At 59.5% G+C, this 23,075-nt stretch carries 24 protein-coding genes; 5 read left to right on the top strand and 19 right to left on the bottom strand.

Going from position 1 to position 23,075, the window contains the following annotated elements; translation table 11 throughout:
- Positions 1-100: 100 nt before the first annotated feature.
- From AB4Y89_RS16495 to AB4Y89_RS16485, 3 genes are all read right to left on the bottom strand, one after another.
- Positions 101-1,198, bottom strand: coding sequence for a LacI family DNA-binding transcriptional regulator (locus tag AB4Y89_RS16495; protein WP_442302035.1), 1,098 nt, complete (start codon positions 1,196-1,198; stop codon positions 101-103).
- 407 nt (positions 1,199-1,605) lie between these two features.
- Positions 1,606-2,124, bottom strand: a complete 519-nt coding sequence (locus AB4Y89_RS16490) for a cupin domain-containing protein (RefSeq protein WP_442302034.1) — start codon at positions 2,122-2,124, stop codon at positions 1,606-1,608.
- A 144-nt stretch (positions 2,125-2,268) separates the two neighbouring features.
- The gene (locus AB4Y89_RS16485) at positions 2,269-2,991 is read right to left on the bottom strand and encodes an Abi-alpha family protein (RefSeq protein ID WP_442302033.1); all 723 of its coding nucleotides are present in this window, start codon (positions 2,989-2,991) and stop codon (positions 2,269-2,271) included.
- A gap of 130 nt (positions 2,992-3,121) precedes the next feature.
- Between AB4Y89_RS16485 and AB4Y89_RS16480 the strand changes: the two genes are divergently transcribed.
- Entirely contained in the window at positions 3,122-3,946 is an 825-nt protein-coding gene (locus tag AB4Y89_RS16480; RefSeq protein WP_442302032.1) for an abortive infection family protein, read from the top strand.
- A 62-nt stretch (positions 3,947-4,008) separates the two neighbouring features.
- Here the strand turns inward: AB4Y89_RS16480 and AB4Y89_RS16475 are convergent, their stop codons facing one another.
- From AB4Y89_RS16475 to AB4Y89_RS16465, 3 genes are all read right to left on the bottom strand, one after another.
- Positions 4,009-5,370, bottom strand: a complete 1,362-nt coding sequence (locus AB4Y89_RS16475) for a hypothetical protein (RefSeq protein ID WP_442302031.1) — start codon at positions 5,368-5,370, stop codon at positions 4,009-4,011.
- A 167-nt stretch (positions 5,371-5,537) separates the two neighbouring features.
- Positions 5,538-6,647, bottom strand: a complete 1,110-nt coding sequence (locus tag AB4Y89_RS16470; RefSeq protein ID WP_442302030.1) for a serine hydrolase domain-containing protein — start codon at positions 6,645-6,647, stop codon at positions 5,538-5,540.
- A gap of 255 nt (positions 6,648-6,902) precedes the next feature.
- Positions 6,903-7,298 carry a putative quinol monooxygenase gene (locus AB4Y89_RS16465; RefSeq protein WP_442302029.1) on the bottom strand — a complete coding sequence of 132 codons (396 nt, stop codon included), beginning with the start codon at positions 7,296-7,298 and terminating at the stop codon, positions 6,903-6,905.
- Between the two features lie 522 nt (positions 7,299-7,820).
- Here AB4Y89_RS16465 and AB4Y89_RS16460 point away from each other — a divergent pair.
- The gene (locus AB4Y89_RS16460; RefSeq protein WP_442302028.1) at positions 7,821-8,534 is read left to right on the top strand and encodes a hypothetical protein; all 714 of its coding nucleotides are present in this window, start codon (positions 7,821-7,823) and stop codon (positions 8,532-8,534) included.
- A 146-nt stretch (positions 8,535-8,680) separates the two neighbouring features.
- Here the strand turns inward: AB4Y89_RS16460 and AB4Y89_RS16455 are convergent, their stop codons facing one another.
- The 6 genes from AB4Y89_RS16455 to AB4Y89_RS16430 form a co-directional block, all read right to left on the bottom strand.
- Entirely contained in the window at positions 8,681-8,878 is a 198-nt protein-coding gene (locus AB4Y89_RS16455; protein WP_442302027.1) for a hypothetical protein, read from the bottom strand.
- Between the two features lie 30 nt (positions 8,879-8,908).
- The gene (gene purK / locus AB4Y89_RS16450) at positions 8,909-10,063 is read right to left on the bottom strand and encodes a 5-(carboxyamino)imidazole ribonucleotide synthase (RefSeq protein WP_442302026.1); all 1,155 of its coding nucleotides are present in this window, start codon (positions 10,061-10,063) and stop codon (positions 8,909-8,911) included.
- The gene (gene purE / locus AB4Y89_RS16445) at positions 10,060-10,557 is read right to left on the bottom strand and encodes a 5-(carboxyamino)imidazole ribonucleotide mutase (protein ID WP_442302025.1); all 498 of its coding nucleotides are present in this window, start codon (positions 10,555-10,557) and stop codon (positions 10,060-10,062) included. The genes purK and purE overlap by 4 nt, the downstream gene beginning before the upstream one ends.
- Before the next feature lie 120 nt (positions 10,558-10,677).
- Positions 10,678-10,908, bottom strand: a complete 231-nt coding sequence (locus AB4Y89_RS16440; RefSeq protein WP_442302024.1) for a hypothetical protein — start codon at positions 10,906-10,908, stop codon at positions 10,678-10,680.
- A 16-nt stretch (positions 10,909-10,924) separates the two neighbouring features.
- Positions 10,925-11,755 (bottom strand): DUF3037 domain-containing protein, encoded by an 831-nt coding sequence (locus AB4Y89_RS16435; protein WP_442302023.1) that lies wholly within the window; start codon positions 11,753-11,755, stop codon positions 10,925-10,927.
- Between the two features lie 157 nt (positions 11,756-11,912).
- Positions 11,913-12,734, bottom strand: a complete 822-nt coding sequence (locus tag AB4Y89_RS16430; protein ID WP_442302022.1) for a HipA family kinase — start codon at positions 12,732-12,734, stop codon at positions 11,913-11,915.
- Between the two features lie 131 nt (positions 12,735-12,865).
- Between AB4Y89_RS16430 and AB4Y89_RS16425 the strand changes: the two genes are divergently transcribed.
- Together AB4Y89_RS16425 and AB4Y89_RS16420 are read left to right on the top strand one after the other, a co-directional pair.
- Positions 12,866-13,066 (top strand): hypothetical protein, encoded by a 201-nt coding sequence (locus AB4Y89_RS16425; RefSeq protein WP_442302171.1) that lies wholly within the window; start codon positions 12,866-12,868, stop codon positions 13,064-13,066.
- Positions 13,067-13,072: 6 nt separating this feature from the next.
- Positions 13,073-14,047, top strand: a complete 975-nt coding sequence (locus AB4Y89_RS16420; protein WP_442302021.1) for a Gfo/Idh/MocA family protein — start codon at positions 13,073-13,075, stop codon at positions 14,045-14,047.
- A 54-nt stretch (positions 14,048-14,101) separates the two neighbouring features.
- On the opposite strand, the gene AB4Y89_RS16415 is transcribed toward AB4Y89_RS16420, so the two are convergent.
- The 4 genes from AB4Y89_RS16415 to AB4Y89_RS16400 all read right to left on the bottom strand — a co-directional run bounded on the left by AB4Y89_RS16415 (position 14,102) and on the right by AB4Y89_RS16400 (position 19,106).
- Positions 14,102-14,989 (bottom strand): hypothetical protein, encoded by an 888-nt coding sequence (locus AB4Y89_RS16415; protein WP_442302020.1) that lies wholly within the window; start codon positions 14,987-14,989, stop codon positions 14,102-14,104.
- Between the two features lie 115 nt (positions 14,990-15,104).
- On the bottom strand, positions 15,105-16,166 hold the full coding sequence (gene mltG / locus AB4Y89_RS16410; RefSeq protein WP_442302019.1) for an endolytic transglycosylase MltG: 1,062 nt from the start codon (positions 16,164-16,166) through the stop codon (positions 15,105-15,107).
- 244 nt (positions 16,167-16,410) lie between these two features.
- Positions 16,411-17,814: a serine hydrolase domain-containing protein gene (locus AB4Y89_RS16405; RefSeq protein WP_442302018.1), complete on the bottom strand. Its 1,404-nt coding sequence runs from the start codon at positions 17,812-17,814 to the stop codon at positions 16,411-16,413.
- Positions 17,815-17,825: 11 nt separating this feature from the next.
- Positions 17,826-19,106, bottom strand: a complete 1,281-nt coding sequence (locus AB4Y89_RS16400) for an NAD(P)/FAD-dependent oxidoreductase (protein WP_442302017.1) — start codon at positions 19,104-19,106, stop codon at positions 17,826-17,828.
- A gap of 374 nt (positions 19,107-19,480) precedes the next feature.
- On the opposite strand from AB4Y89_RS16400, the gene AB4Y89_RS16395 reads away from it, so the two are divergent.
- Positions 19,481-20,776 (top strand): diguanylate cyclase domain-containing protein, encoded by a 1,296-nt coding sequence (locus tag AB4Y89_RS16395; protein WP_442302016.1) that lies wholly within the window; start codon positions 19,481-19,483, stop codon positions 20,774-20,776.
- Positions 20,777-20,896: 120 nt separating this feature from the next.
- Here the strand turns inward: AB4Y89_RS16395 and plsX are convergent, their stop codons facing one another.
- The 3 genes from plsX to AB4Y89_RS16380 form a co-directional block, all read right to left on the bottom strand.
- A complete protein-coding gene (gene plsX / locus AB4Y89_RS16390) occupies positions 20,897-21,925 on the bottom strand; it encodes a phosphate acyltransferase PlsX (protein WP_442302015.1) in 1,029 nt (342 codons plus the stop codon).
- Positions 21,926-21,957: 32 nt separating this feature from the next.
- On the bottom strand, positions 21,958-22,143 hold the full coding sequence (gene rpmF / locus AB4Y89_RS16385; protein WP_147646345.1) for a 50S ribosomal protein L32: 186 nt from the start codon (positions 22,141-22,143) through the stop codon (positions 21,958-21,960).
- Between the two features lie 79 nt (positions 22,144-22,222).
- Positions 22,223-22,789, bottom strand: a complete 567-nt coding sequence (locus AB4Y89_RS16380; protein ID WP_442302014.1) for a YceD family protein — start codon at positions 22,787-22,789, stop codon at positions 22,223-22,225.
- Positions 22,790-23,075 lie beyond the last annotated feature (286 nt).

Below are 23,075 nucleotides of genomic sequence, written 5' to 3'. Positions count from 1 at the left end.
GTTTTGAAAATGCCTATTTCTCCACTCATGAAGACAATCGATTGTTTGTGATAGACGCGGGTCTGCCGGCAGTCATTAGAGGCTTTGGCCGACAATGCTGTCAAGAGCTTTTTGCAGAGGCGCGCCCAACCGGGTAACGGTACGGAGCCCGTCCGGTCGACTCGCGGAAGATCAGCTCCGGCTCTACTGCAATGTCATCGCCGTCACGCTCGCCTTTGAGACGAGTAAGAAGGACTTTGGCGGCGGTCTCGCCCATCGCCTGCAGCGGCTGGCGGATGGTGGTGATCGATGGCCGGGCAAAGACCGAGACGCGGATGTCGTCGAAGCCGATGATCGAGACATCTTCCGGCACGCGCAGACCAGCGTCGCCTACCGCACGAATGGCGCCCAGGGCGGCGATGTCGTTGAAGCAGACGATGGCGGTGAAGTCGCGCGACTGCTTCATCAGCTTCTGCACCACGGTGTAGCCCAGCTCCGGCGAGGTGATGTCGCGATCGAGCTGCATGACCAGACCTTCGGGGATGGAGATCTTGAAGCGCTTGGCAGCATCCGACATGGCCTTCCAGCGGCTTTCGGAGTCGGAGCTGAAGGCCTGTCCGCGGATGAAGGCGATGCGCTTGTGGCCAAGGTCGCGGAGGTGGCGCATGGTCAGCTCGGCGGCGTGCTCGTGGTTCAGCATCACGTTGGTGATGCCGGGAATATGCGCATGACCGGCGACGGCGACACAGGGCACCTGCAGCGACCTGGTCAGATGCGTATCGATCGCGATGAAGCCCTGAACACCGCGCGAGATCAGCATCTCGATGTAGCCTTCGGTCTTTTCCTCACTGTGGCGATGCTGCGCGATGAGGTAGGAGTACTGGTTGCGCTCCAGCTCGCTGGCGACGCCGCTGAGCACCTGGGCGTGGTACTCCTCACCGACCAGGGGGAGAAGGATACCGAAGGTGCGGGTGTCCTGCTGGCGCAGCGAGCGGGCGAGGAGGCTGGGGCTGTAGTTGAACTCTTTGGCGGCGTCCTTGATGCGCTGGCGTGTGGCCGGCGAGATGGAGCGGCCGGGTACATCGTTCAGCACGACGGAGACGGTGGAGGGGTCGACCTTCAGGTAAGCGGCAAGCTCCTTGAGGCTGATGCGTTTTCCCGCGATGGACGGCTTTGCCGGCGCCTGCTTGCGACCACGACCTTTTGTCGATTCGGACACTCTTGACTAGACCAGGAAACACTTTCAAAAAGTAGCGGGCCGGTTGGGTGACAACCGGCCCGTTCTCAGTATGCAGAATTTATTGCCGTGCACGGCACATCTCTTTTGGACGGGCTCTCGTGCGGATCGGGTTACATGACTTAGGGCGTAGCTACAAATTCGCCTTTGCTGAAGAACTATAGAGCGGGCCTTCAGCCCTTTAAGAATCTTGTGGGCACCAAACCTGGGGCGTTGCCCTAGGCTGGTATAGAGCGCGCCTTTCCACCCCAATGAACAAGTTCATTGGGGACCCCGGCTTTCAGCGCTCAGCCGCTTACCCCGCAGGGTGCCCCGCCCTCGCAACGCTAGGGTGGGTTCGGAACACCCAAGATTTTCAACAAAACTCAAATCGAATCTCTCGAGACGCCCTACGCGGTGGTCGCGTTGATCAGTACAAAGCTCACGCTGGTCTTGGTGACGCGCTTATGCGGAGTCATGCGGGGGATGAAGAAGTAGTCGCCCTTCTTGAGTGTGACTGCGGTCGCGCCTTCGGAGTCGGGGCAGAGAAACTCACCCGGCTTGGTCTGACGGGGATTCTTCGGGGTTCCGCCGACATAGTACGTCGCCTCGCCATCGAGGATCTGGAAGACATGGTCGCGGGTCTGGTGATACTCAAACTCGGGAGCGGCCTTGGCGACCTCGTTGGTCAGCACCATGGTCACGGCAGTTCCCTTGCCATCGACCAGGTCCTTGTTGCCCGGCTTCTGATGGACAGCCTGCAGCAGCTCCGCGAGCTTCTCCGCGGTGATCGGCTGGAAGGCAACCGGAGGACCGGAAGGAGCAGCCTGCGCAGCGGCGTCTTTGGAGGACAGGGCAGCAGCGCCCAATCCAAGCGCAGCAGCAGACGCGGAACCGAGGAACGAACGGCGGGACGAACGTGTCTTCATACGTGAAAGCCTCTTTTCGAGCATCAGAGTATCAGGTTGGGGAAATGATGCGCATTGGGGATCGGACAGATGCTGCCTTGAATTGCCCAGCAATCAAACGGCTCTCACCACTTCGATCCGAACAGCCAGGTGTAACTAGCGAAACTAGTCAGTATTCTTTCGAGGGCCGCGACAGGCTTGAAGGAAGCACTCGGCATAGGCAGTAAGGATGTATTGGTATTCAACCTCTGCGTCGATATCGTCGAACGCGCTCTCGATATCATGCACAGTATTTTCCATGTTCTTGGCGTCGTAACTGATTCTCCATGCACTGGTTTCCATCTTCACATTGAACTCCCGTTCAATTAAACCTAGGCGCTCGTATGTTTCGCGTGCTCCTGTGGGAGCGCCCCAACTTCCAGTGAACGCTTGGTATGGGATCGCATGGCCGCCCGCCAAGGGGCGTTTTTGAAGCTTAGATACCTCAATGACAATGTGATCGAGATGCTTTGCTTCCTTGGGAGTTAACTGCTTGAGTGTTTCGATAAACGATGGAGAAAGCGAATCGGCCTCTTGAGACGCAGAGGCGAGCAGACCCGCCCAACGCTCTTGCAGATCTTCATTATCTTCAACAGAACAAGTATCCAGAATCGGAAGGAGCAATCGAGTTGGGATTGGTTTGGGAGGCAGACCTGCCTCCTGGAGAATGCGCCTGGTCTTCTCGGTTGTTTTTAGAAAATTCTTGACGCGATAAACCTTTACATTGTCAGCGAGAATAGCCCCAAGTTCCTCAAAAGCGGGCCCGGCAAGCTTCTTTAGAAGATCGGTAAGATTTGCAGCTGCTCCAGATTTGAGAATTTCTCCTGCGCCGTCCATAGTGCCTGACATGATAACAATGCAGCCTGCTCAGTTGAAACCACAATCACGCCCCGCACAACTTAGGAATACGCTCGACGGTGACTCATTCATCGATATGAGCTAAGAATCCCAGTGCCAGCAATCTGGCAAAATCATTGAGATGGCAAACCTACGGTTTGATGAGAGGCAGACACTAGAGCATGTTCTCGGCATGAAGAGCGGCTACGTGCTTGATCTCAGCAACTCTGAATTCAGTCAACTCATTTTCGATACTGTAGCAATAGATATTTACACGCGAACATACGAAGGACGCGGCAACTCCAAGGCAAACAGGCTTCGTGAGCTTTGGTCGAAGGAAGATTCCCATACCGTAGCAATTGTTCTCGAAGCTTTGCTTCGTCGTGAAGCGCGCCATCCAGAGGTGTACCGCACGCCACCGATCAACGATCGCGACCGTGCTGATTGCCAAGACATTGTGAGCAGATTGCGTTCCGCTGCCGAAACAGATCCCCTGCCACTGGTCAACGTCGGCAATACGCACGTGACCTTTGTCCAGGTTCGAGACGAGGTAAAGCGTTATAACGAAGAAGGTCGCTTCGAGGTCGGAATCGACCGGCTGCATACATTTCTGACACAGTACCTACGGTTACTAATCGCAAAGCGCAATGGAGGAGCGCCCGACGAAGGCGTGCCGCTCCACTCCCTCATGGGGACATACGCTAAGTTTATCCAGAAGGATTCCAGTCCCACAGAGATGGCTGTGCGCATCCTGCGCTCTTCGATCTCTACGCTTGAGGCATTCAATTCAATCCGCAATAACAGCAGCCTCGCACATCCAAACGACAGCGTGCTTAATAAGCATGAGGCCCGCTTTGTCTTCTCTCATGTTATAGCCCTCGTGCGCTTCATTGAAGAAGTTGAAGAGATCGCCGCTCAAAGGAACATTCACGCGGCTCCCGACCCGGACGACGACATCCCCTTTTAGGAGACACCTCCGGGTTCATCTACCAGCGCCGACGTTATTAGGCGTCCCAGCGCTCCGCTTGCTCATATCTCGCCCTCACAACGGGCGAGGACTAGGCTCCTCAGAGTGTGAAGATAAGTGTCGTCCACACCTCGCGAATATGATCGCTCTGTTTCCATAAAGAGATACCGATAGCAGAAGTTTACAAACAGGATGTGGTCCGTTACTTCAAAGCTTATGCAAGATCGGGTTGACGGAAAGTTCCGTAAACCAGCCAAGACGATTCTTTCTTCCTCGGCGTCGGCAATAGGATAGTGCTCGATACCGTCCGCCTGAAGATCGCTCTTTAGGATGGCGGGGACTACGGTCGCGGAACTATCGGCTTCTACCGGATAGAAAAGGACGGCAGGCGAGGCGAACTCATGAAGATGATCGACGTAGAAGTCTGATCGGTACCCGGCCAGTCGTATGTAGCGCCGGATCAGTGTGCGGCGTGCCTCGTATAGAGTCTGATGTAGACAGGCAAATTCCTCCATCGGGAACTCGTGGCCCGCAAAGCTCTCAGGTCCGATAGGCTGTCTCGATGCATAGTCAATGAGCCACTCTCCGTAGACTCGTTGGGCGAGATCGTCCTCATCCGGGACCGGATTCGAGAGCCAGCGCTCGACCTCCACACGAAGGGTACCTGTGTCCCTCCGCAGTTCTTCATAAATCAAGACAAAGCGTGCAATCGGGTTATCAGAGCTGTAGAGAGAGATGCCGAGCGCGCAATAGAGGGCGTCAATTCCGTAAAGAATGTTGCCACTATAAAGCGTAACGAATCGCTCAACCAAACCTTTATAGAGTTTGCCGGCATTGAGGATCACCGTCCTGTAATAGTGCTCCATCGATTCGACACCATGGATCGCGTGGAGATGAAGCAGCTCAGTTGTGATCGCGCTGGCTTCGAGCAAGTGTTCCAGAGAAATGGAGTCGGACTCAATCATGCCGTCCGCATACAAGCCCTGGCTGCGATTGAACGCGTCCTCGTCGATATCATCGATCAACTGCTTGAGGAATGCCATCTCAGGATCAGAATGCCAGATCGGGTCATTCACCCCCGCCGGGAGATAACGGTGTTTGGTAAGCCGGCTGAGTATTTGCATTACAGCCAAGGTAATCTTGTGCTGTCGCAGGAACTGTTCGAATAGAGGGCGGCAAAGAAGAGCATCATGGAAGTGCCGGAGCTCATGGAGCAATGTGGCGAAGCGATTGAAGGCTAACGCCGCATCGTCGCCAAAGACTATGCCTGTTTTCCCCTCTCCATCCTCACCAATGAGCTTGAAATAATGATCCTCGGAGTCGGCTCTGCGGAACAAAACGTCGTTCTTGATGAAGACAACAGGAATGCCTTGGAAGAAGAACCCGAGAGTACCGCGAAGTGGATTGGGAGTGGCTACTTTCATTATTTAATCGATCTGTGTTTGGCCATCATCCTAATTGTCGCAATCATTGTCTCCGACCCTGCTTCTACGAAACGAAACCGGCCTGCGTGACGCCTCAGCATCTCTTCAAACAGAGAATACAGCTCGCTATTGTGGCGGAGGGATAAAAATTGGCGACTTCACTAACGCTAAGAGTGCAGTCGCTTCGATATTTCGGGAGCTAGTTTTTCCAGCACCTTCATGCCATTGTCGCTGTTGGTCATCAGGACGAAGCCTGAGTGGTCTGCGGCGCAGGCCTCTGCGATGCATTGGAAGCCGGGGTTTGCGCCGTCGTGTCCGAAGTAGATGTGTTTCGGTGTGCGTGCGATTCGCCAGCCGAGTCCCCAAGCGATGGTGTAATCGGCCGCCTTGCTGACTTCGATCTGCGGGGTCGTCATCTCTCGCAGGCTGTCTGCGCTGAGGTGATGATCGTCCTGTGGTCTGGGATCGATGATCTGCATCAGGAACTTTGCGTAGTCGGCGGGAGTAGTTAGGAGTCCGCCAGCGGCGCCGTAGCGTGCGAGATCGATGGCTCGGCTGGTTCCATAGGGTAATGGGTTTCCGTTTGCGTCATGCGGACGTGCGCGGCGTTTGGCGAAGTCCGGGTTCAACACGTAGCCGCTGGAGGTCATGCCGAGAGGAGTGATGACCCGGGATTGCATGGATTCGCCGAAGTCGGTTGCGCAGACCTTTACTCCGGCTTCGAACTGGCCGCACTGCTTCGGGTCGGTGTGGCCGATGAGGTCGTTTACGACCGATTGAAGGTAGTAGTATCCCTCGCCGGAGTAGGACCACCGCTCGCCGGGGTCGGATGCGATTCGCAACGGGTCGTCCGATGAACGCCAGTCGGGGACGAGGCCGCTGGAGTGCGAGAGGATGTGTCGTGCGGTGATGCGGTTGATACGGGGATCGTCTTCGAGGAGACGCCGGTTGGTGTAGGTGGTGAGTGGAGTGTCGAGTGAGAGCATGCCCTGTTCGCATAGCTTTAGAACCAGGTAGGCGAAGACAGGTTTGCTCATCGAGGCGGCTTCGAAGAGTGTGTTGCTGTCAACGGGAGTGCCGGATGCGCGATCGGTGACGCCGAAGCCCTGGAGCCAGATGATTCGGCTGTTTTTGAAGACTGCGAGGGAGAGGCCTGGGACGTTGGTGGACCTCAGGAGCGCGGGGATCTGGGTTTCGAGGTCTTTGAGTTGGGATTGCGATTGGGTGGGAGAAAGAGATGCTGCCGGCAGGAGGCGGAGGAAGGTTCTTCGGTTCATTGGGCCTCCGCTGGAGTTGTGGCGGGATAATGATAGCGGGTGGGATAGCGACTGTTGATGGCGCTGGGACGATTGCCCTCAGCGGTTAAAACCGCTTTCTTTCGGGCTTTATATGGCATGGCTAAAGCCATGCCCTTAAACAGTACATTCGCACCTCTGGTGCGAACTGGCTGCACTGTGTGCAGCGGAAGAAGCGGGTCCTTCGCCTATGGCTCAGGATGACAGGCCTAGAGGTTGGGGGAGTTGCGGAGTTCATCACTTCGACTCGAGCAGCAAGGGCTCTGTCTCGATGAGACGCAGGGACTTCACCATCTCAGCGGTTGCGCTTTTGTACTTCTTGAAATGCGCGGATTGCAGATGTGCCTGATATGCCGCTGGGCTCGCGTACATCTCGAACAGCCTGATCTGGTTTGGGTGATCCTTCACCGTAACCGCATATAAGGCGAGAACCCCTGGCTCAACACGGACAGATGTCTCAATCTCTTCGCGCAGAGCTGCTCGATAGGCGGCCAACTGTGCCGGATCGATCTCCAGTTCCGCGAGCCGCACCAGGCGTTCCGGAGGAATCTCTGCGGCTTGGGAACGTGAGCCTGAGATCAGTATCCCGGCGAATACGGCGCCGGCTAGAACTGCAAGTGTCTTTGCTTTCATTTTTCTCTCCGAGGTTTTGGGCATCCGCTGGAGTTATGGCGGGATCATGATAGCGGGTTGTTCTGCAATTGATCGCGACTGCGTGTTTGTTGGTAGACTCGGAGGCTTTGCCCTCAGCGGTTGAACGCCTCTTTCATTTGGCTGTTGGTATGGGACGGCTGAAAGCCGTCCCATTAAGCAAAACATTTCGCGCCTAGCGCGAATACCCAGGTCCCGGGGGACCTGGGGCACCCAGTTCGGAGCTTAGGATGACAACATTTATGAAGGCGCCACTAGCGGCAAATTCGCTTTCAATGGAGGACTATAGATCGGGCCTTCAGCCCTCTTTTTCTTTTGTTGCCGGAAACCTGGGGCGTTGCCCCAGGCTGATATAGAGCGCGCCTTCAGCGCTTATTGGAAACCGGCTTCGTCGGGGACTCCGGCCTTCAGCGCTCGGAACCGTGGCGCGACTAGACTGTTGATGGCGGCTCTTATTGCTCTTAAGTGCACGCCGCTGTGGAACGTGCAGAGGACCCAAGTCTTATGCAGCCCCTTCCCGAGAGACACGCGATTCCGAATGCTCCGCGGTTCTATGTCAGTGAGCGGCAGCCGATACGGCGTTCCGCTGTGTTGCTCGCGATGGTGATGGCGGTTGTCGTGCTCTTCGCGGTTGCGTATGCGCTGCGTCACAACGGGCACATTCGTTTCAGTCAGGATGATGATGAGGTCTCACGTTCGTCCAGCAGTGGTGCGTCGGCGAGGTCGCACGACGACGATAACGACGATCCGAACCAGATCGATACCATTGCGCTTTCCGATCCGGCGGATGCTCCGGTGCCGGCGCGCAAGGGAGATCATGTGAGCCCGGTTCATCCCACCCTGTTGGTGCATCTGCCCCGTTATGGGAATCAGACCGGGCTTATTCCTGATACTCCATCAGGTCATCTGCTTTATAAGTGGCTTGCGGCTTTCAACCAGGCGAGTGCGCCGGCGTTGGTTGAGGCTGTGCCCACGCTGGCGAGCGAAGAGGTGGTTGCCGCGCAGATGGATCTGCGGGAGCAGACGGGTGGGTTTGCTCTTCTGTCGGCGAAAGAGGTGCAGCCGGGGGTGCTGGTCTTTCGGCTTCAGAGCCAGAGGCCGCCGGCGTTTGAGGTGTTGGGGACGTTGCAGGTGCGGGCTGGGTCGAATCCGGCGAGTGTTGCTAGTTTTAGTTTGCGTGGGGTTGAGGCGGCGCATCCGGGGATGGAGGTGAAGTGACAGGAAGATGGATCGAGCTTCGCTCGATACTTCACCCCAGCGAACAAGTTCGCTGGGGACCCCGATACTCCCACATCTGCTCCGCAGATATGGGGCACCCGGTGTATAGGTTTCGGATCGGCGTATCGGTAGAGTTCGCGCGCACTCTACGTTGCCTTGCGCTGGAACGAGGTCTTCTTGGCGACGTTGCCCTTTGCTTTGAAACCGCCGGTAGCGCCGTTGCTGCCGGGCTTGGCGCCCGCGGCCTTGCCTTTCATCTTCTCAAGCATCGCCTGCAACTTCTGCTCTTTGGGGCTTAGGCCCGTCTTCCGAACGGGCGCTTTGGGAACAAGATCATTACTCATAGGGAAGATCGTACACCGGGGCGGCAGTGATCACAGCAGCGACTTCGCCTCCCGTACCCGTGCAATCGCCTCGTCGCCGGTTGCTCCCACAGCGGAGAAGTGGCCCATCTTGCGGCCGCGGCGCGGCTTCAGCTTCTCGTAGAGATGTAGCCTCACCCCCGGAACCGCCAAGGCGGCATCAAAGCGCGGCTGACGCTCATTGCCTTGCTCATCGAGCCAGACCTCGCCCAGCAGATTGACGATCGCCGCAGGCTGCACCAGCGAGACATCGCCGAGAGGCAGATCGCAGACGGCCCGGATCGCCTGTTCGAACTGGCCGGTCACACAGGCGCGCTCGCTTTGGTGGTAGCTGTTGTGGGGACGCGGAGCGAGCTCGTTGATCAGCAGCTTGCCGTCTTTGGTGACGAACATCTCCACCGCCAGCAGGCCTTCGAGCTGGAAGGTATCGGCCAGCGCTTCGCCGATCTGGCGCGCCTGGCGGTCGAGCTCATGCGGTATCGGGGCGGGGATCACGCTCCAGACCAGGATCTGGTTCTCGTGCACGTTGCCGGCAGCGGGAAAGACCTTGACCTCGCCGCTGGGCGAACGCGAGACCATCACCGAGATCTCCTGTTCGAGATCGACCGCCTTTTCGACGACGCAATCGGTCTCGCCGACGGCGAGCCAGGCATCGCGGATCGATCCATCGGAGACCTCTTCGGGATACATGCGGGCCTGTCCGCGGCCGTCGTAGCCGCCACGGGCGCTCTTGATGAAACAGTCGCCGCCCAGCTCCATCACCGCGCTGGACAACTCTTCCAGGCTACGGACGCCGCGGAAGGGACCGACGGGGAAACCCATCTTCTGCAGCCAGGTCTTCTGCTCAACCTTGTCCTGGATGATGGCAAGCATCGGCGCTCCGGGGCGCACCGGCGCAAAGCGCGAGGCCATGGCCATGCTCTCGGGTGAGATCTGTTCGATCTCGAGCGTGACCACATCGCATCCGCGGGCGAGGTTGCCGGCCTCCCAGTCATCGCGCCAGCTTGCTTCGATGACCTTGTCGACGACATAGGCGGCGGGGCAGGCAGGATCGGGATCGAGGACGTGAATCTTGTAGCCGAAGGAGCGAGCGGCCATGGCCATCATGCGGCCGAGCTGTCCACCGCCGAAGATGCCGACGGTCTTACCGGGAAGAATTGCGCTCACGCCTCGTCCTCCAGGGACTCAGCCAGGACGGCGGCGGTGCGTGCGGCACGCCATGCCTTGAGCTTCTCGCGCAGAGCATCGTCGGTGGTGGCCAGGATAGCGACCGCCAGCAGCCCAGCGTTCATGGCTCCGGCTTCGCCGATAGCGAGCGTGCCGACGGGGACGCCCTTGGGCATCTGGACGATGGAGAGCAGCGAATCGGTGCCCTGCAGCATGGTGGCAGGCACGGGAACTCCGAGCACAGGAACGACGGTCTTGGCCGCCAGCATGCCGGGCAGATGCGCGGCGCCGCCGGCGCCGGCGACGATGACGCGCAGGCCCCGCGCTTCGGCGGTCGCGGCGTACTCCATCAGGAGATCCGGCGTTCGATGGGCGGAGACGACGCGTGCCTCACAGGGAACGCCAAACTCCTGCAACACAGTAACGGCAGCCTTCATGACCTTGTAGTCACTGCGGCTGCCCATCACCACTCCAACCAGCGGCGAGGTGCTCATGGGCCTGATGATATCAGCGGGAGGGGCGCCCCAAAGCCTTCCACAGGAAGGCTTTGGGGGTTGAATGGTGGAATTGTTGAATCGTTGAATGGTGTTTTTCCGCCGGGATGGCCGATCGACTCACCGCTCTATAGTGGGTGATTTTGAATACGTGCGCTGTTGCATTGCTGTATCGCGCAGCAGCGTGCCAAAGCCTTCCACAGGAAGGCCTTGGGTTGAATGGTTGAATGGTTGAATTGTTGAATGGTTTTCCCGGCTGGCCGAAATGATGTGGCCGCCACGCGATGCAACGTTCAGAATTGTCGATTGAATGAGGTGAGTCGATCCGTCACCCTGGCGGAAAAACACCATTCAACTATTCAACTATTCAACCATTCAACTCTCGTCTGGCCGTCTCGGCCAGACGCGGCAGGTCATTCGTAGTCAGTACACGAATCGCCTCGCGTTCCATGGTTTCGACGCCGAAGCGGTAGCGTTCCGCGGCCTCGCCTTCGGTGGTTTCGTCCACCTGGCGTAGCGGCTCGACGACGGCGGTCAGCTCCAGACCGGCGTTTTCCACGCGTTGCACACCTTCACGCAGTGAGGCTGAGGAGAAGGCCAGCACCTTGGCGGCTTCGAGGTCACCTTCGAGAGAGACGGCGTGGAAGATGCGGACGATGCTGTTGGGACGGTAGCCGCAGTCGAGCTTCAGGGGATCGCCCGGGCGGGTGTAAGCGGAGGCGGCGATGCGTTTGCGCATCAGCTCCCAGACGCCGGCGCGCTCGAACTCACTGCGCATCGCCGCGGCAATGGCGGCTCGGCCGGTGCGGCGGCGGGCTGCCGGAAGCTTGCGGGACTCGACGTAGAGCTGCATCAACTGCTCCAGCTCCGCAGGCACACTCTCGGCCAGCGTCGCCCGGGCCTCGGTGATGCGGATGCTGTTGGAGAAGGTGTCCTCCAGAACGGTCATCACCGGCTTGGGATCGGTGGCGCTGGTGCGCAGGCGAAGTGCGATCTCAGCCTCCATCGCCTCCAGCATCGCGGTATCGGCGTCCGGATCGATGCAGCGCACGCGGCTCCAGTCGCGCGTGAAACGCACCACCGCTTCGTCCGGCCGGGCGGCCTCACGCAGCAACACACCGATGTTCACGAACTCGTCCTTCACCGCATCCGGTACATAGCGCAGCAGAAAGAACTCGCAGGGAACCCGCTCCATCATCTACCTCTTCTGAACTTTCCAGCCCTCGTCAGAACCTTTTCAGTCCTCTTCTGAACCTTTTGCACTGAACCTTTGCATCTGCAAGACCAAATCATTCCCGCGGGGACATCTGCCTGTGTGCGCCATTCGATATCCCCGCATCATTGCTGAACAAAACTCACATGACATAACCGGACTCCGAGAACTGTCTCGGTACGGGAACCTTCACGCCTTCGATCCAGTTCGGGAAGGGTTTCCGATCTGATTCCCGAAACTGCACGATCAACTCTCGCACCCGTCCCCGCCGTGCCAGCAAGGCGGCGATCAACTCCTCCAGGGCATCGGTGTCGCCCGCGTACCATTCCGGCGGAATCTCTTCGGCGATCTTCCAGGCCGTGTTGGGGTCCATGGTCTCAATGCGATGCAGCCAGGGCTCGAAGCTCTGCCATCCGGTCACGCCTTCGTAGACGGTGTTGCGCAGATAGACGCCTCGCAGCGGCGGATCGCGATAGACCCAGTCGCCGGCGCCGAAGCAGAAGCCCTGATCGATGAAGGTGGCGCGGTACTTGCGCTCCCGGGGTTTGCGATGAAAGACGGCCTGGCGTCCGTTGATGTTGCCGGTCCACTTGTCGATGGCGAGCATGCCGGCAAACTCGTCGAGGTTTCGCACCTCGCGGAGCTGCTCCTCCGGCAGATAGTCCACGACCTGCCCGGGCAGAAGGCCGCCGACGAACTGCGAGCCGAAGTTCAGGCCGGCGCAGCAGCGTTCCTGTCTGTTCCTGCCGAGCTCGATCCACATCTGCGGCGAGTTCTCGACCAGCCAGGGCGTGACCTCGATGACCTCGCACGTGGGAACACTGAGGCCGGCATGGGCGGCCAGCCTTGTGGCGAGGAACTCGTTGACCAGGACGCGGAGGTGCTGGGCGTTGTTGCGGAACTTCACGACCCAGAGCCGGCCGTCTGCGCCGAGCATGAGCTGGCTCTGGGCGCCTCCGCGCATTCGTCGTATCGCCTGCACCGCCAGAACCGCCAACCCGATCCGCTCTCCCTCGTAGGTGTTTCGCCAGCATACATAAATGACACGCCCTAGCGGGTTTGCATTTCCTTTTTGGAGTTCTACACTTGACTTCTATGGAACAGAGTCTTGGAGCCCGCCGTAACGAAGACATCGCGTTGGACCTCATGAAGTTCATCGCGAACACCGTGCAAATCGCCAAGCCCGCTACCGCCTCCACCGGCTTCGGAGCCTCCGGAGCACCGCATAAGATCGACGAGCAGGTCAACCAGATTCTCGAGCTGTACGCCCGCTGCAAGAAGGCTGTGGAAGGCTAAGAGCACGTGCTTCAGGTCGCAGTCATAGGCGCCGGCGTCTTCGGCAAGAACCACATCCGTATCTATCGCGAGCTTCCCGGGGTTCACCTCGCCGCCGTGGTTGACCCGGCCGTCACCCTGGAAGACAATCCTGTCTTCGCCAGCGTGGATGAGCTGCTGGCCAGCGGCATTCCCATCGACTGTGCGTCGGTCTGTGTCCCCACCGTGGCGCATGCGCAGGTGGCATCGCAGCTTCTGCGCGCAGGCATCGACTGCCTGATTGAAAAACCTTTTGCCGCATCCCTCGCGGAGGCAGACCAGGTGCTGGCGCTCGCCGAGCAGCATGGCCGCATCGTGCAAATCGGTCATCTGGAGCGGTTCAACCCGGCGGTAACCGCGACGATGCCGATCCTGACCAAGCCCATGTTCTTTGAGTCGCACCGTCTGAGCATCTTTACGCCGCGGTCGCTGGACGTGGATGTGGTGCTGGACCTGATGATCCACGATCTCGACATTGTTCTGACGATGGTGAATTCGCCGGTAACGGAGGTGCGTGCCGTCGGCCTGCCGGTGCTGTCGCCGAAGGTCGATATCGCGAACGTCCGTCTGGAGTTTGCTACCGGATGCGTCGCGAACTTTACCGCCAGCCGCGTCTCGACGGAGCGCGTGCGTAAGCTGCGCTACTTCCAGCCGCGCCAGTATGTCTCACTCGACTTCGCGCGGCAGGACCTGCTGGTGATCGATGTCGCTGACCCTGCAGCCGCCATTGCCGCCTTTACTCAGGGTGCCGGGTTGCAGCATCCCTCCGCGGGGCTTTCGCTGAGCAAACTGCCGGTCGAGAATGGTGAGCCGCTGAAGCTGGAGATCGAATCGTTCCTGACCTCGGTACAGACACGGCAGGAACCGCGTGTGACCGGGAAGCAGGGACGCGAGGCACTGGAGCTGGCCCTGGAGATTAACCGGATGATCGCCCAGCATGCCATGCGGGCGGGATTGTTGTAGCGAATATCCCACCCATCGCGATGCGATGGATGGGGCACCCAGATTCGTGGTTGATCAGGGAAGCTGCTGAACCTGTGTCCCCGGCGGGATGGTCAGCTCGAACTGGTCGTTCTCCATCTCCTGGTTGGGGGTAAGCTTGGTGATGGTCATCGCGATCTTGAGCTGGTCAAGTGGGCGTTCGATGTTGATGCGCGTGGGAAAATCGATATCCCCGAACTTCTGGTAGCCATCGTAGGTGGCGCGGGTGACGACCCGGCCCCCGCCGTCGTAGATGTCCTGCGCGTAGGGCAGCAGGGTGCTGCGGCCTATGTGGATCACGCGGTGGGTCGCGAGCTCCACGCCGCCGTTCTTCTGGGCGTAGAGGCTGACGTCGTAGTCCGGCTCCGAGACCATCTCTTTCTTTTTGGCGTCGACCTGGATCACGCGCTCGTCCGAAGTGATAGCAACCAGCTCTCCCGGCTGCACACCCTTGATCAGCAGTGAGTCGTAAAAGACCCCCGGACGAAGGTTCTCGAGCGGGTTCTTGGACGGGGTTGCCAGCTCATTGCTGCCCGTGATCGCACGGCCCTGCGGTGGAATCCGCATCTTGAAGGTTCTGCCGTCCGTAACCATGTCAAGAGCGGTCGTGTGAAGCAGGGGTAACAGCAGAAGCACCCGCAGGTCTTCCGGCTTGCGGAGCAGGATGTAACCGCTGAAGGCCGTATAGACCGTCACCTTGCCCTGCTTAGTGCCGCCGGTGCTGGCAATGATATCCACTGACGCATTCATCGTCTTGACGGCGTCGAAGCGGCCCTGAATCTGTTTAATCAGCTCATCCAGCGTGGCGGATTTGACGTTGGCGACCGGCGGTGCCTTCTGGACGCGGTAGGTATGCCGGAAACATCCGCTGGTCAGCAACACTGCCGCCAGCAATACTCCAGCTTGCCATCGTACTCTCGTCATCCTACCCAACCTGCCAAGTATATCGGGTCGCACTTTGGGCGCCCGAACGCATGTTCTTGAATTTACGCAGACTTCTCTTGGATGTTCCATCCACGGCCAAGGGTGCGCAGATTCGTTATTTCTGTCGTTTCCTGCCAGAAGCGCTGCCAGGTACGGCGTGTTTCGGCGATCTGCTTTCCTGCTTGGACGGAGCGGGCGCCGCCGGAGCCTCACCGCTGGCGCGGCGGTAAGCCTGCACCTGTTCGGCGTGCTCCTTCAGGTCGGCGGAGAAGACGCTATGACCGGCTGCATCTGCAACAAAATAAAGGTAATTCGTCTCGGCGGGATGCATCGCGGCCTTTAGCGCCGCGACCCCTGGGCTGGCGATCGGCCCCGGCGGCAGACCGGTGTGCCGATAGGTGTTGTAGGGCGAGTCGTAGTCCAGATCGGACCGGTAGATCGTGCCCCGCCAACGATTATCAAGAAGCGCGGCGTAGATCACCGTGGGATCGGTGGCCAACGGAATGCCTTTGGCCAGCCGGTTGACGAAGACCCCGGCAACCAGGGGGCGTTCGGTATCGACACGTACCTCTTTTTCGACCAGCGAAGCCATGGTGACGGTGCGGGCGACGTCGGTAGTCAGACCCAGGGAGGTGGCCTCGCGCCGGAAGCGTTTCACCATCGCCGCCTGCATCTGTTCCGGCGTTGCATGGCGGGAGAACTTGTAGGTCTCCGGGAAGAGATAGCCTTCCAGTGACTTGGCATCGGGCGAGAGGTCGCTGATCAGGGCGGTGTTCGAACGCGCGGCGGCGAGGAAGGCATCGGCTGTGCCCAGCCCGGCGTGTTGCACAGTGGTTGCGATATCGAAGAGGTTGTAGCCCTCGGGAACGGTGACGGAGATGGTGTAGACATCGCCGCGGGCCATGCGGTCGTAGATCTCGCGGACGGTCACCGGATGGTCGAAGCGGTACTCGCCGGCCTTCAGCGTACCGTGCTGATAGGTGTGCCAGGCCTCGAAGGCGTAGCGGCTGCGAACCATGCCGGCGCGTTCCAGGGAACCGGCGATGCCGCGAACGCCGGTACCGGCGGGGATATCGACGAAGGTCTCGGTGGAAGGACCGAAGGGCGTCAGCAGGAGATACGCTCCCGCGGCCGCGACCAACAACAGAATAAGAATCAGGACTCCGAGTACCTTCACGCCGCTCCTTCTAGAGCAATTCTCCTAATACTGTAGCTTTGGAAAAATCTGCGAATGCCGTTTTCTCCGGCGCAAACAGCCAACACTTCACCCCAGCGAACGAGTTCGCTGGGGACCCCGATACTCCGCGCGATACTTTATGAGAAATGCTCCAAAGGAGAATGCTCCAACATGTTGGATTCAAGATCACAGGCCGGCGTTCCCTGCCTGATGCTTCCCATCCAGTAAAAGATCGATGGCGGCATCAGGGAACAATCAGGAACTGTTCCAGCTTGCCGTCGGTTGTCGTGAAGGTAGAGAGCCTGACCTCTTTGCCCCCGGCAAAGGTCACGGCGAAGCTGCGCAGGGTCATGCCTCCGCGCAGGCTTTCATCCTGCTTGACGACGGACTTCACCTCACCCAGGGGCTGCAGGCTGGAGGAGAAGTCGTCCAGCGCCTCCTGGTTGAAGTAGAAGTTGGCGTTGCCGGTAAAGAGCGAGCGGTCGATCTTGGCCTGCTGCAGGCCGGTGAGGATGGTCTTCGCCTGGGTTTCGGGGCTGGCGGCGGCGTTGGGTCCCGGCGGCAGCATGGCGCCGGCGATACCGCGCGCAATCGCACCGGCGGCTGAGCTCGCCTCCTGGTTCGTGAGGACGGCAATAGCGACCTTCTCATCCGGGAAGACGCTGTTGGAGGCGACGAAGCCGCCGACCTCGCCGGTGTGCGAGACGACGTGATGTCCGTTGCGGTCGCCGACACCGATGCCGAGGCCGTAGTGGGTGTCGGCGCCGTCCTTCAGCTTGAAGCTGGTCATCAGCTCGCGATAGCTCTCCGGCTTGAGCAGCGTCTGGTTCATCACGCTGAGATCCCAGGTGAGCAGGTCTTCCACCGGCATCGCCAGGTCGCCGTCGGCGAAGTACCAGCCGGGAGCCTCCAGGGTAGCCTTGCGCAGCGGGCCGAGGGCGTTGCGGAAGTAGCCGGCTACCTGCAGCCGAGCTTGATCCGTATTCAGATCCAGAACATGCTGCATGTGCAGCTGCTCCAGGATGCGCTGGCGGCGGAAGTCGGCGAACTTCATCCCGCTTGCCTTTTCCACGATCAGACCGGCGAGGACGAAGTTGGTGTTGGAGTACTGCCACTTCGTTCCCGGCTCGAAGTCCAGCGGCTTGCCGGCCCAGGTGTGGACCAGCTTGAGTGGGTCGCCGGGCTTGGTCCATTCGGGAATGGTGTAGTCCTGCGGAGCGTAGTCGGAGTAACCGGAGGTATGGGTCAGCAGGTTGCGCAGGGTGATGTCCTTGGCGCGGGTGAGCTCCGGAAACCACTTCGCCACCGGATCATCGAGTTTGAGCTTGCCCTCCTCCTGCAGCAGCAGGATGCAGGCCGCGGTGAACTGCTTGCTGATGGAGCCGATGGCGTAGGCCATCTCCGGCATGGCGTCGGCGCTGATATCGAGGCGCGATTTGCCGAAGGCAGTCGTGTAGACGATCGCTCCGTCTTTCACGATGCCAACCGAGGCGGAAGGGACGCCGGTATCCTTCAGCACCTTCTGCGCGGTCTCGTCGACCTTCTGCTTGAGCTCCGGCGAGATCTCCTGTGCGGGCAGTGCCGCCCAGAATGTCCACAGTGCCGCAACAGCGGCGAGAGTTCCGTAGGTTCTTGTCTGTATCCGCATCGGTTTTTCCATTAGACGCTGGAATTGGATGATGCGCCCTGAGGAGCTGCCTTACCTTTCGAACCGAAGCGAAAGACCGAGATGACCTTACTCATCACCCACTTGGGTAGTGCCGAGGCTGCCATGTAGTTCCGCAGCTCTTCGTAGCGGACCGCGCCCATGCTGTAGCCGATCAGGAGCCGCAGCAGGCCTTGATCGCGTGCGGCGGCGCGCACGATCTGGTCGATGCGGCCGGAGTCGTTGAAGAGGCGGCGCTGAATATCGACCGAGTGTTCGAGGTCTCCGCCGATCTCCGCCTTCCATGCTCGCTCGTAGCTCTTCAACTGCTCCTCAGAGAAATCGCCTGCCTGGATGGCGGCGATTGCTGCTTCGGCAGCCAGCGAGCCCGAGCTCATGGCGTAGAAGATGCCTTCGGCGGTGAAGGCGTTGACGAATCCGCCGGCATCGCCGGCCAGCAGAACCCGGTCTGTATAGGTCTTCGCAAGCGGGCCGCCGACGGGAATGGGGAATGCTTTATAGCCGTCCTTCTGTGTCTCGCCGGTGACGAAACCTTTCTGCTTCATCTCCTCCACCCAGGCGGCATGATGTTCTTTGCCCTTGCCGCGCAGTTCTTCCAGGTAGTAATCGAGCTTGCACCCGAAGCCGAGGTTGCAGTGGTCGGTCTTGGGGAAGATGTAGCCGTAGCCGAAGGTTTTGGTCAGCGTGAGGAAGAGCGAAACCGTATCGGGCCGCGCTGCCTGCAGCCGGGCAACCGGCGTCTCCTCCATCATGTCGACGGCGTATTCGGAGCGGATATCTCCGACGCGCAGGCCGCTGTGACGGGCGATAACGGAGTTGGCTGAGTCGCAGCCGATGACCATCTTCGCGCGGAAGGTGCGTCCGTCCGTGGCTTCGAGCTCTACGCCATCGGGCAAAACGCGCAATGCGCGGACAGTGACTCCCAGCTCCACCGGGGCGACTGCCTGGGCACGGCGGAAGAGAGCGGCATCGAACTCCCAGCGGCGGATCAGGTACATGATGGGATCGGCCTGCTGCCAAGTCACGCCGGTGCCGTCGGGCGACTGCAGGTAGACGCGCCGGACGGGATTGGTGCCGATCTCGGAGAGGACGTCTCTGACATAGGGGAAGCGTGTCAGCATGCGGGCGGAGAGGCCGCCTCCGCAGGGTTTTTCACGAGGGAAGACTTCGGCTTTTTCCAGCACGAGCACACGCACGCCGGCCTCACCAAGCCGTTTGGCAGCTGTGGATCCGGACGGACCGGCGCCCACCACAATCACGTCAATGTTGTTCATAAATGCGCTCCCAGCTTACTAGAGCAATTCTCCTAATACTGTGTTGGAGAAATCTGCGAATGCCGTTTTCTTCGAAGGAAAACGGCGCAAACTGCAAACGCTTCGCTCTACACCTTTAGGAGAACTGCTCTAGAGCCGCCCCATAGTACCGCAGTCCTTTGTTCGTTCTTGGTGGCGTGTACCATTGCGCCGAGGTTGACCGCGCATGAATCCCTCGACACGACCCATTGGAAAAAGGGATTGAGCGTAGCCTGTCTTCCCTAAAGGGGATTGAGATCCAGATTGCTTCCGCGGAGTGCAAGATTGGGCTATGCGGCCTGAGGTAAGCTTTTCGGGTATGGCACAGCAGGACCAACCTGCTGAGCACAGTGCTGATGCTGAATGCCCAGCTCATTCCGGATACGGTTGCCCTGGTAACGCTGATCGCGTTGCTGGAGGTCTTTCGGCGTCGCCATCCCGCGGACCGGGTGCGGCTGTGGCTGATCGGCATGCTGTGGATCTTCGTTGAATGCGTGGCACGGATGTTCTATGAGCGCCACGCTCCCTACCACCGGTTCCTTCACGTCGTTGCGCTGGATTCGTATGTGATTGCCGGGACGATCTTCGTCTATAGCGCGCACCGGAACGCGATTCCCTGGATCACCCGGTTTGTGGTGCACGCGGTCAACGTACTTCCAATGGCAGTCATCGCAACGCTGTACGGCGCCGAGTATCGCGGTAGCATGGCTCCCTATTACGTATGCTGCGCATTTGCGCTGGTAACGGGCGCCCTGATGGCGACGGTCTTTCGCAGCAGCCTGTCCAGCCGGCTGGGAACGTATCTCGTCTTCCGCATCCTCATCTGGGGACCGGCGGTCGGCTTTCTGTATACGCAACAGGTTCGTGCAGCCGTGTACTGGCTGCTGGCCACGCTCTTTCTTGCCGCCGGTATCAGCATGCACCAGATGCTGGAGCGCAGCGGAGCCGGCAAACTCGCCATCGTGGCGGGATTCACCCTGTGGGCCTTCTGCTTCGGAACGCATCCGTTTGTGAGTGACACCGGGTTCTGGGGGCCGATCATGAGCCGGTTCTGGGATCTGCAGAAGTTCATCATCATGGTCGGCATGCTGATGGTGCTGCTCGATGAACAGATCGCCCGCAATCATTCGCTGGCACTGCATGATGACCTGACCGGTCTGCCCAATCGCCGCCTGCTGGAAGACAGACTGGCCCAGGCGATGGCGAGGGCTGAGAGAAACGGAAGCAGCGCGGCTGTCGTCATGCTGGATCTGAACGGCTTCAAGCGAGTCAACGATACCCTCGGCCATGCCGCCGGCGACCGGATCCTGTGTCAGTTTGTGGAGGAGCTGAAGAAGGCGGTACGGGCCGCCGATACGCTGGCGCGGTATGGCGGGGACGAATTCGTGGTGGTCGTCGGCGATATCGTCCGGGGCCAGCCTGCTGACCGGTTAGTGGAGGCAATGCGGCGAGCCGGAGCCGGGAACTATGAGGTACAGGGACATACGTTTTCGGTCGAAGCCGCGATGGGAGCGGCGGTATTCCCCGAGGACGCTGATACGGTAGCCGAGCTTTTGCGCATCGCCGATGACCGTATGTATCGCGATAAGCCGTTGCGGCCGATCACAGGGGGCATAAGCTCCAGGGATCTGGGCATCCCGATCGCGAAATAGCGCACTCGGAAAAAGCGCTGAAGGCGCGCTCAGAACGATGGCACCCATGATGCGGCATTTGGGAGAAAGCAGACTTTCTGGGTGCGCTTTGTCTAGATCCCCGCGAAATCTACGGACCGGCTACAGCGTCATATCGCTGGTGTCATTGCTATTTCGGAGCGCCGCTTCGATCTGAGCATTGACGTTGGCCTGGGCGACCTCGGCGGTGACACGAATGCCGTTCATGATCGCGCGCTCATTGGAGCTGCCGTGGCCGATGGTGCAGACACCGCGTACACCCAGAAGCGGAGCCCCGCCGTACTCGGAGTAGTCGAGCTTGCGCTTGAAGGTGTTGAAGGCCTTACGGGAGAGCAAAGCCCCGACCTGTGAGGTTACGGTCGATTTCAATGCGTTCTTGAGCGATGACGAGACCAGCTTGGCAAGGCCCTCGCTGGTCTTGAGGGCTACGTTGCCGGTAAAGCCGTCGCAGACCACAACGTCGGTGCGGCCGTTGTAGAGGTCGCGGCCTTCCACGTTGCCGATGAAGTTCCGTCCCAGCAGATCGCGCAGCAGCGGCAGGGTTTCGCGGGTCAGCGAGTTGCCCTTGGAGTCCTCTTCGCCGATCGACAGCAAGCCGACGGAGGTGTCTCTGGTCTTCAGCACCTGTTCGCTGTAGACCTTGCCCATGATGGCGAAGTCCAGCAGATTTCTCGGTTCCGAATCGACATTCGCTCCGACATCGAGCAGAAGGCAGGGGAGCCCGGTCTGCGTAGGCAGAATGGTCGCCAGAGCCGGACGGTCGACACCTTGCAGGCTGCCCAGCACCATCTTGGCGGTCGCCATGGCGGCGCCGGTATTGCCGGCGGTAAAGAAACCGGCGGCGCGGCCTTCGCGGACCATCTTCAGACCGACACGCATGGAGGAGTCGCGCTTGGAGCGGACGGCCTGCGCCGCCTTGTCCTCCATGCTGATCCATTCACTGGCGTGGACAATCTCGATCGGAAGCTTCTCGCCACGCAGATGCTGGTGAAGAGCAGGGCGCAGAACATCCTCGGGCCCAACGAGGTGGACCCTGACCGGCAGATGACGGCAGGCAAGGATGGCCCCACGAAGCTCGGGCTCGGGGGCCTTATCAGAGCCCATCGCGTCCAGAACGATATCAATCAACATTCAGCGCCAGGGGTCTCTTTCAGATGTCAGAGTTAAGCTTCGCTCTTCACTGCGAGAACTTCGCGGCCCTTGTAGGTGCCGCACTTGGGGCACGCACGGTGGGGCAGCTTACGCTCATGGCAGTTCGGGCACTCGGAAACGCCCGTGGGAACGAGGAAGTCGTGGCTGCGGCGCTTCGCTGTGCGCTGCTTGGAGTGACGCCGTTTCGGATTCGGCATGGCAGTGTTCCTTTCACATCACCGCAGTGGCGCGCTTATCAGTTCTCCGCACGCTTCTACGGCACAATCCTTGAGATTTTCAAGATTTCATCCGGCTGGCCAGATCTGCGAGAGCGTTCCACCGCGGATCGACCGTGCGGTCCTCGCAGTCACAGCTTCCCTGGTTCAGATTCTGTCCACAACGCGGGCAAAGTCCTTTGCAGTCTTCGCGACAGAGCGTCCGTCCGGGCAGGGAAAGCAACACCTGTTCCCGCACGACGTCCCCCAGCACGAGGCCGCTCTCTTCATAATACCCGATTTCGGTCTCCGCCTCCGAAATGGATCGTTCTCCCTGCTCGCCATCCACCCCTGACGGGCGGAAGAGGAGGTCAAACTCGCCCTCGATGTGCTGCGGAACCGGGTCGACACACCGGGCACAGAGTACCTCGAAGTCGCCGGAATATTTAGCCCGCAGGCGGATATCCTGCACAATCTCGCGAGGGCCACGGTGCTCCGCCAGCAGCTCTGCCCGGCCGTTTACGGCCAGAACACCCACCTGGCGGACATCCGGAGCATAGTCCAGGGTGGGAAGCTTCTCGTCCAGTTCCAGTGGCTCTTTTTCCAATAACAGCGGCGTAATGAGCACCAGCGTTTCTCCCTTTTCCATTATCCACCTAGTTGCTGGTTACTGGTTGCTAGTTCCTGGTTGCTCGGCAGCGGGGGTAAGCGCGACGCCTCGCACTCATCGACGATGTTTCGGAACTAGTAACCAGCAACTAGAAACTAGCAACTAGCAACTAGCAACTAGGGTGTATCGACAAATTCGATGCGTTTGAAGATCTATAGAGCGGGCTTTCAGCCCTTATTTTTCAATGGGCCGAAGACCTAGGGCTTCACCCTAGGCTGGTATAGAGCGCACCTTTGGTGCTTACCGTCGCCAATTTCATCGTTGT

Origin of the sequence: Terriglobus sp. 2YAB30_2, from assembly GCF_052114765.1 — a bacterium.
Taxonomy (GTDB): Bacteria; Acidobacteriota; Terriglobia; order Terriglobales; family Acidobacteriaceae; genus Terriglobus.
Note: the sequence above shows the minus strand (reverse complement) of the source record. Positions and strands in the feature narration are given on the sequence as shown.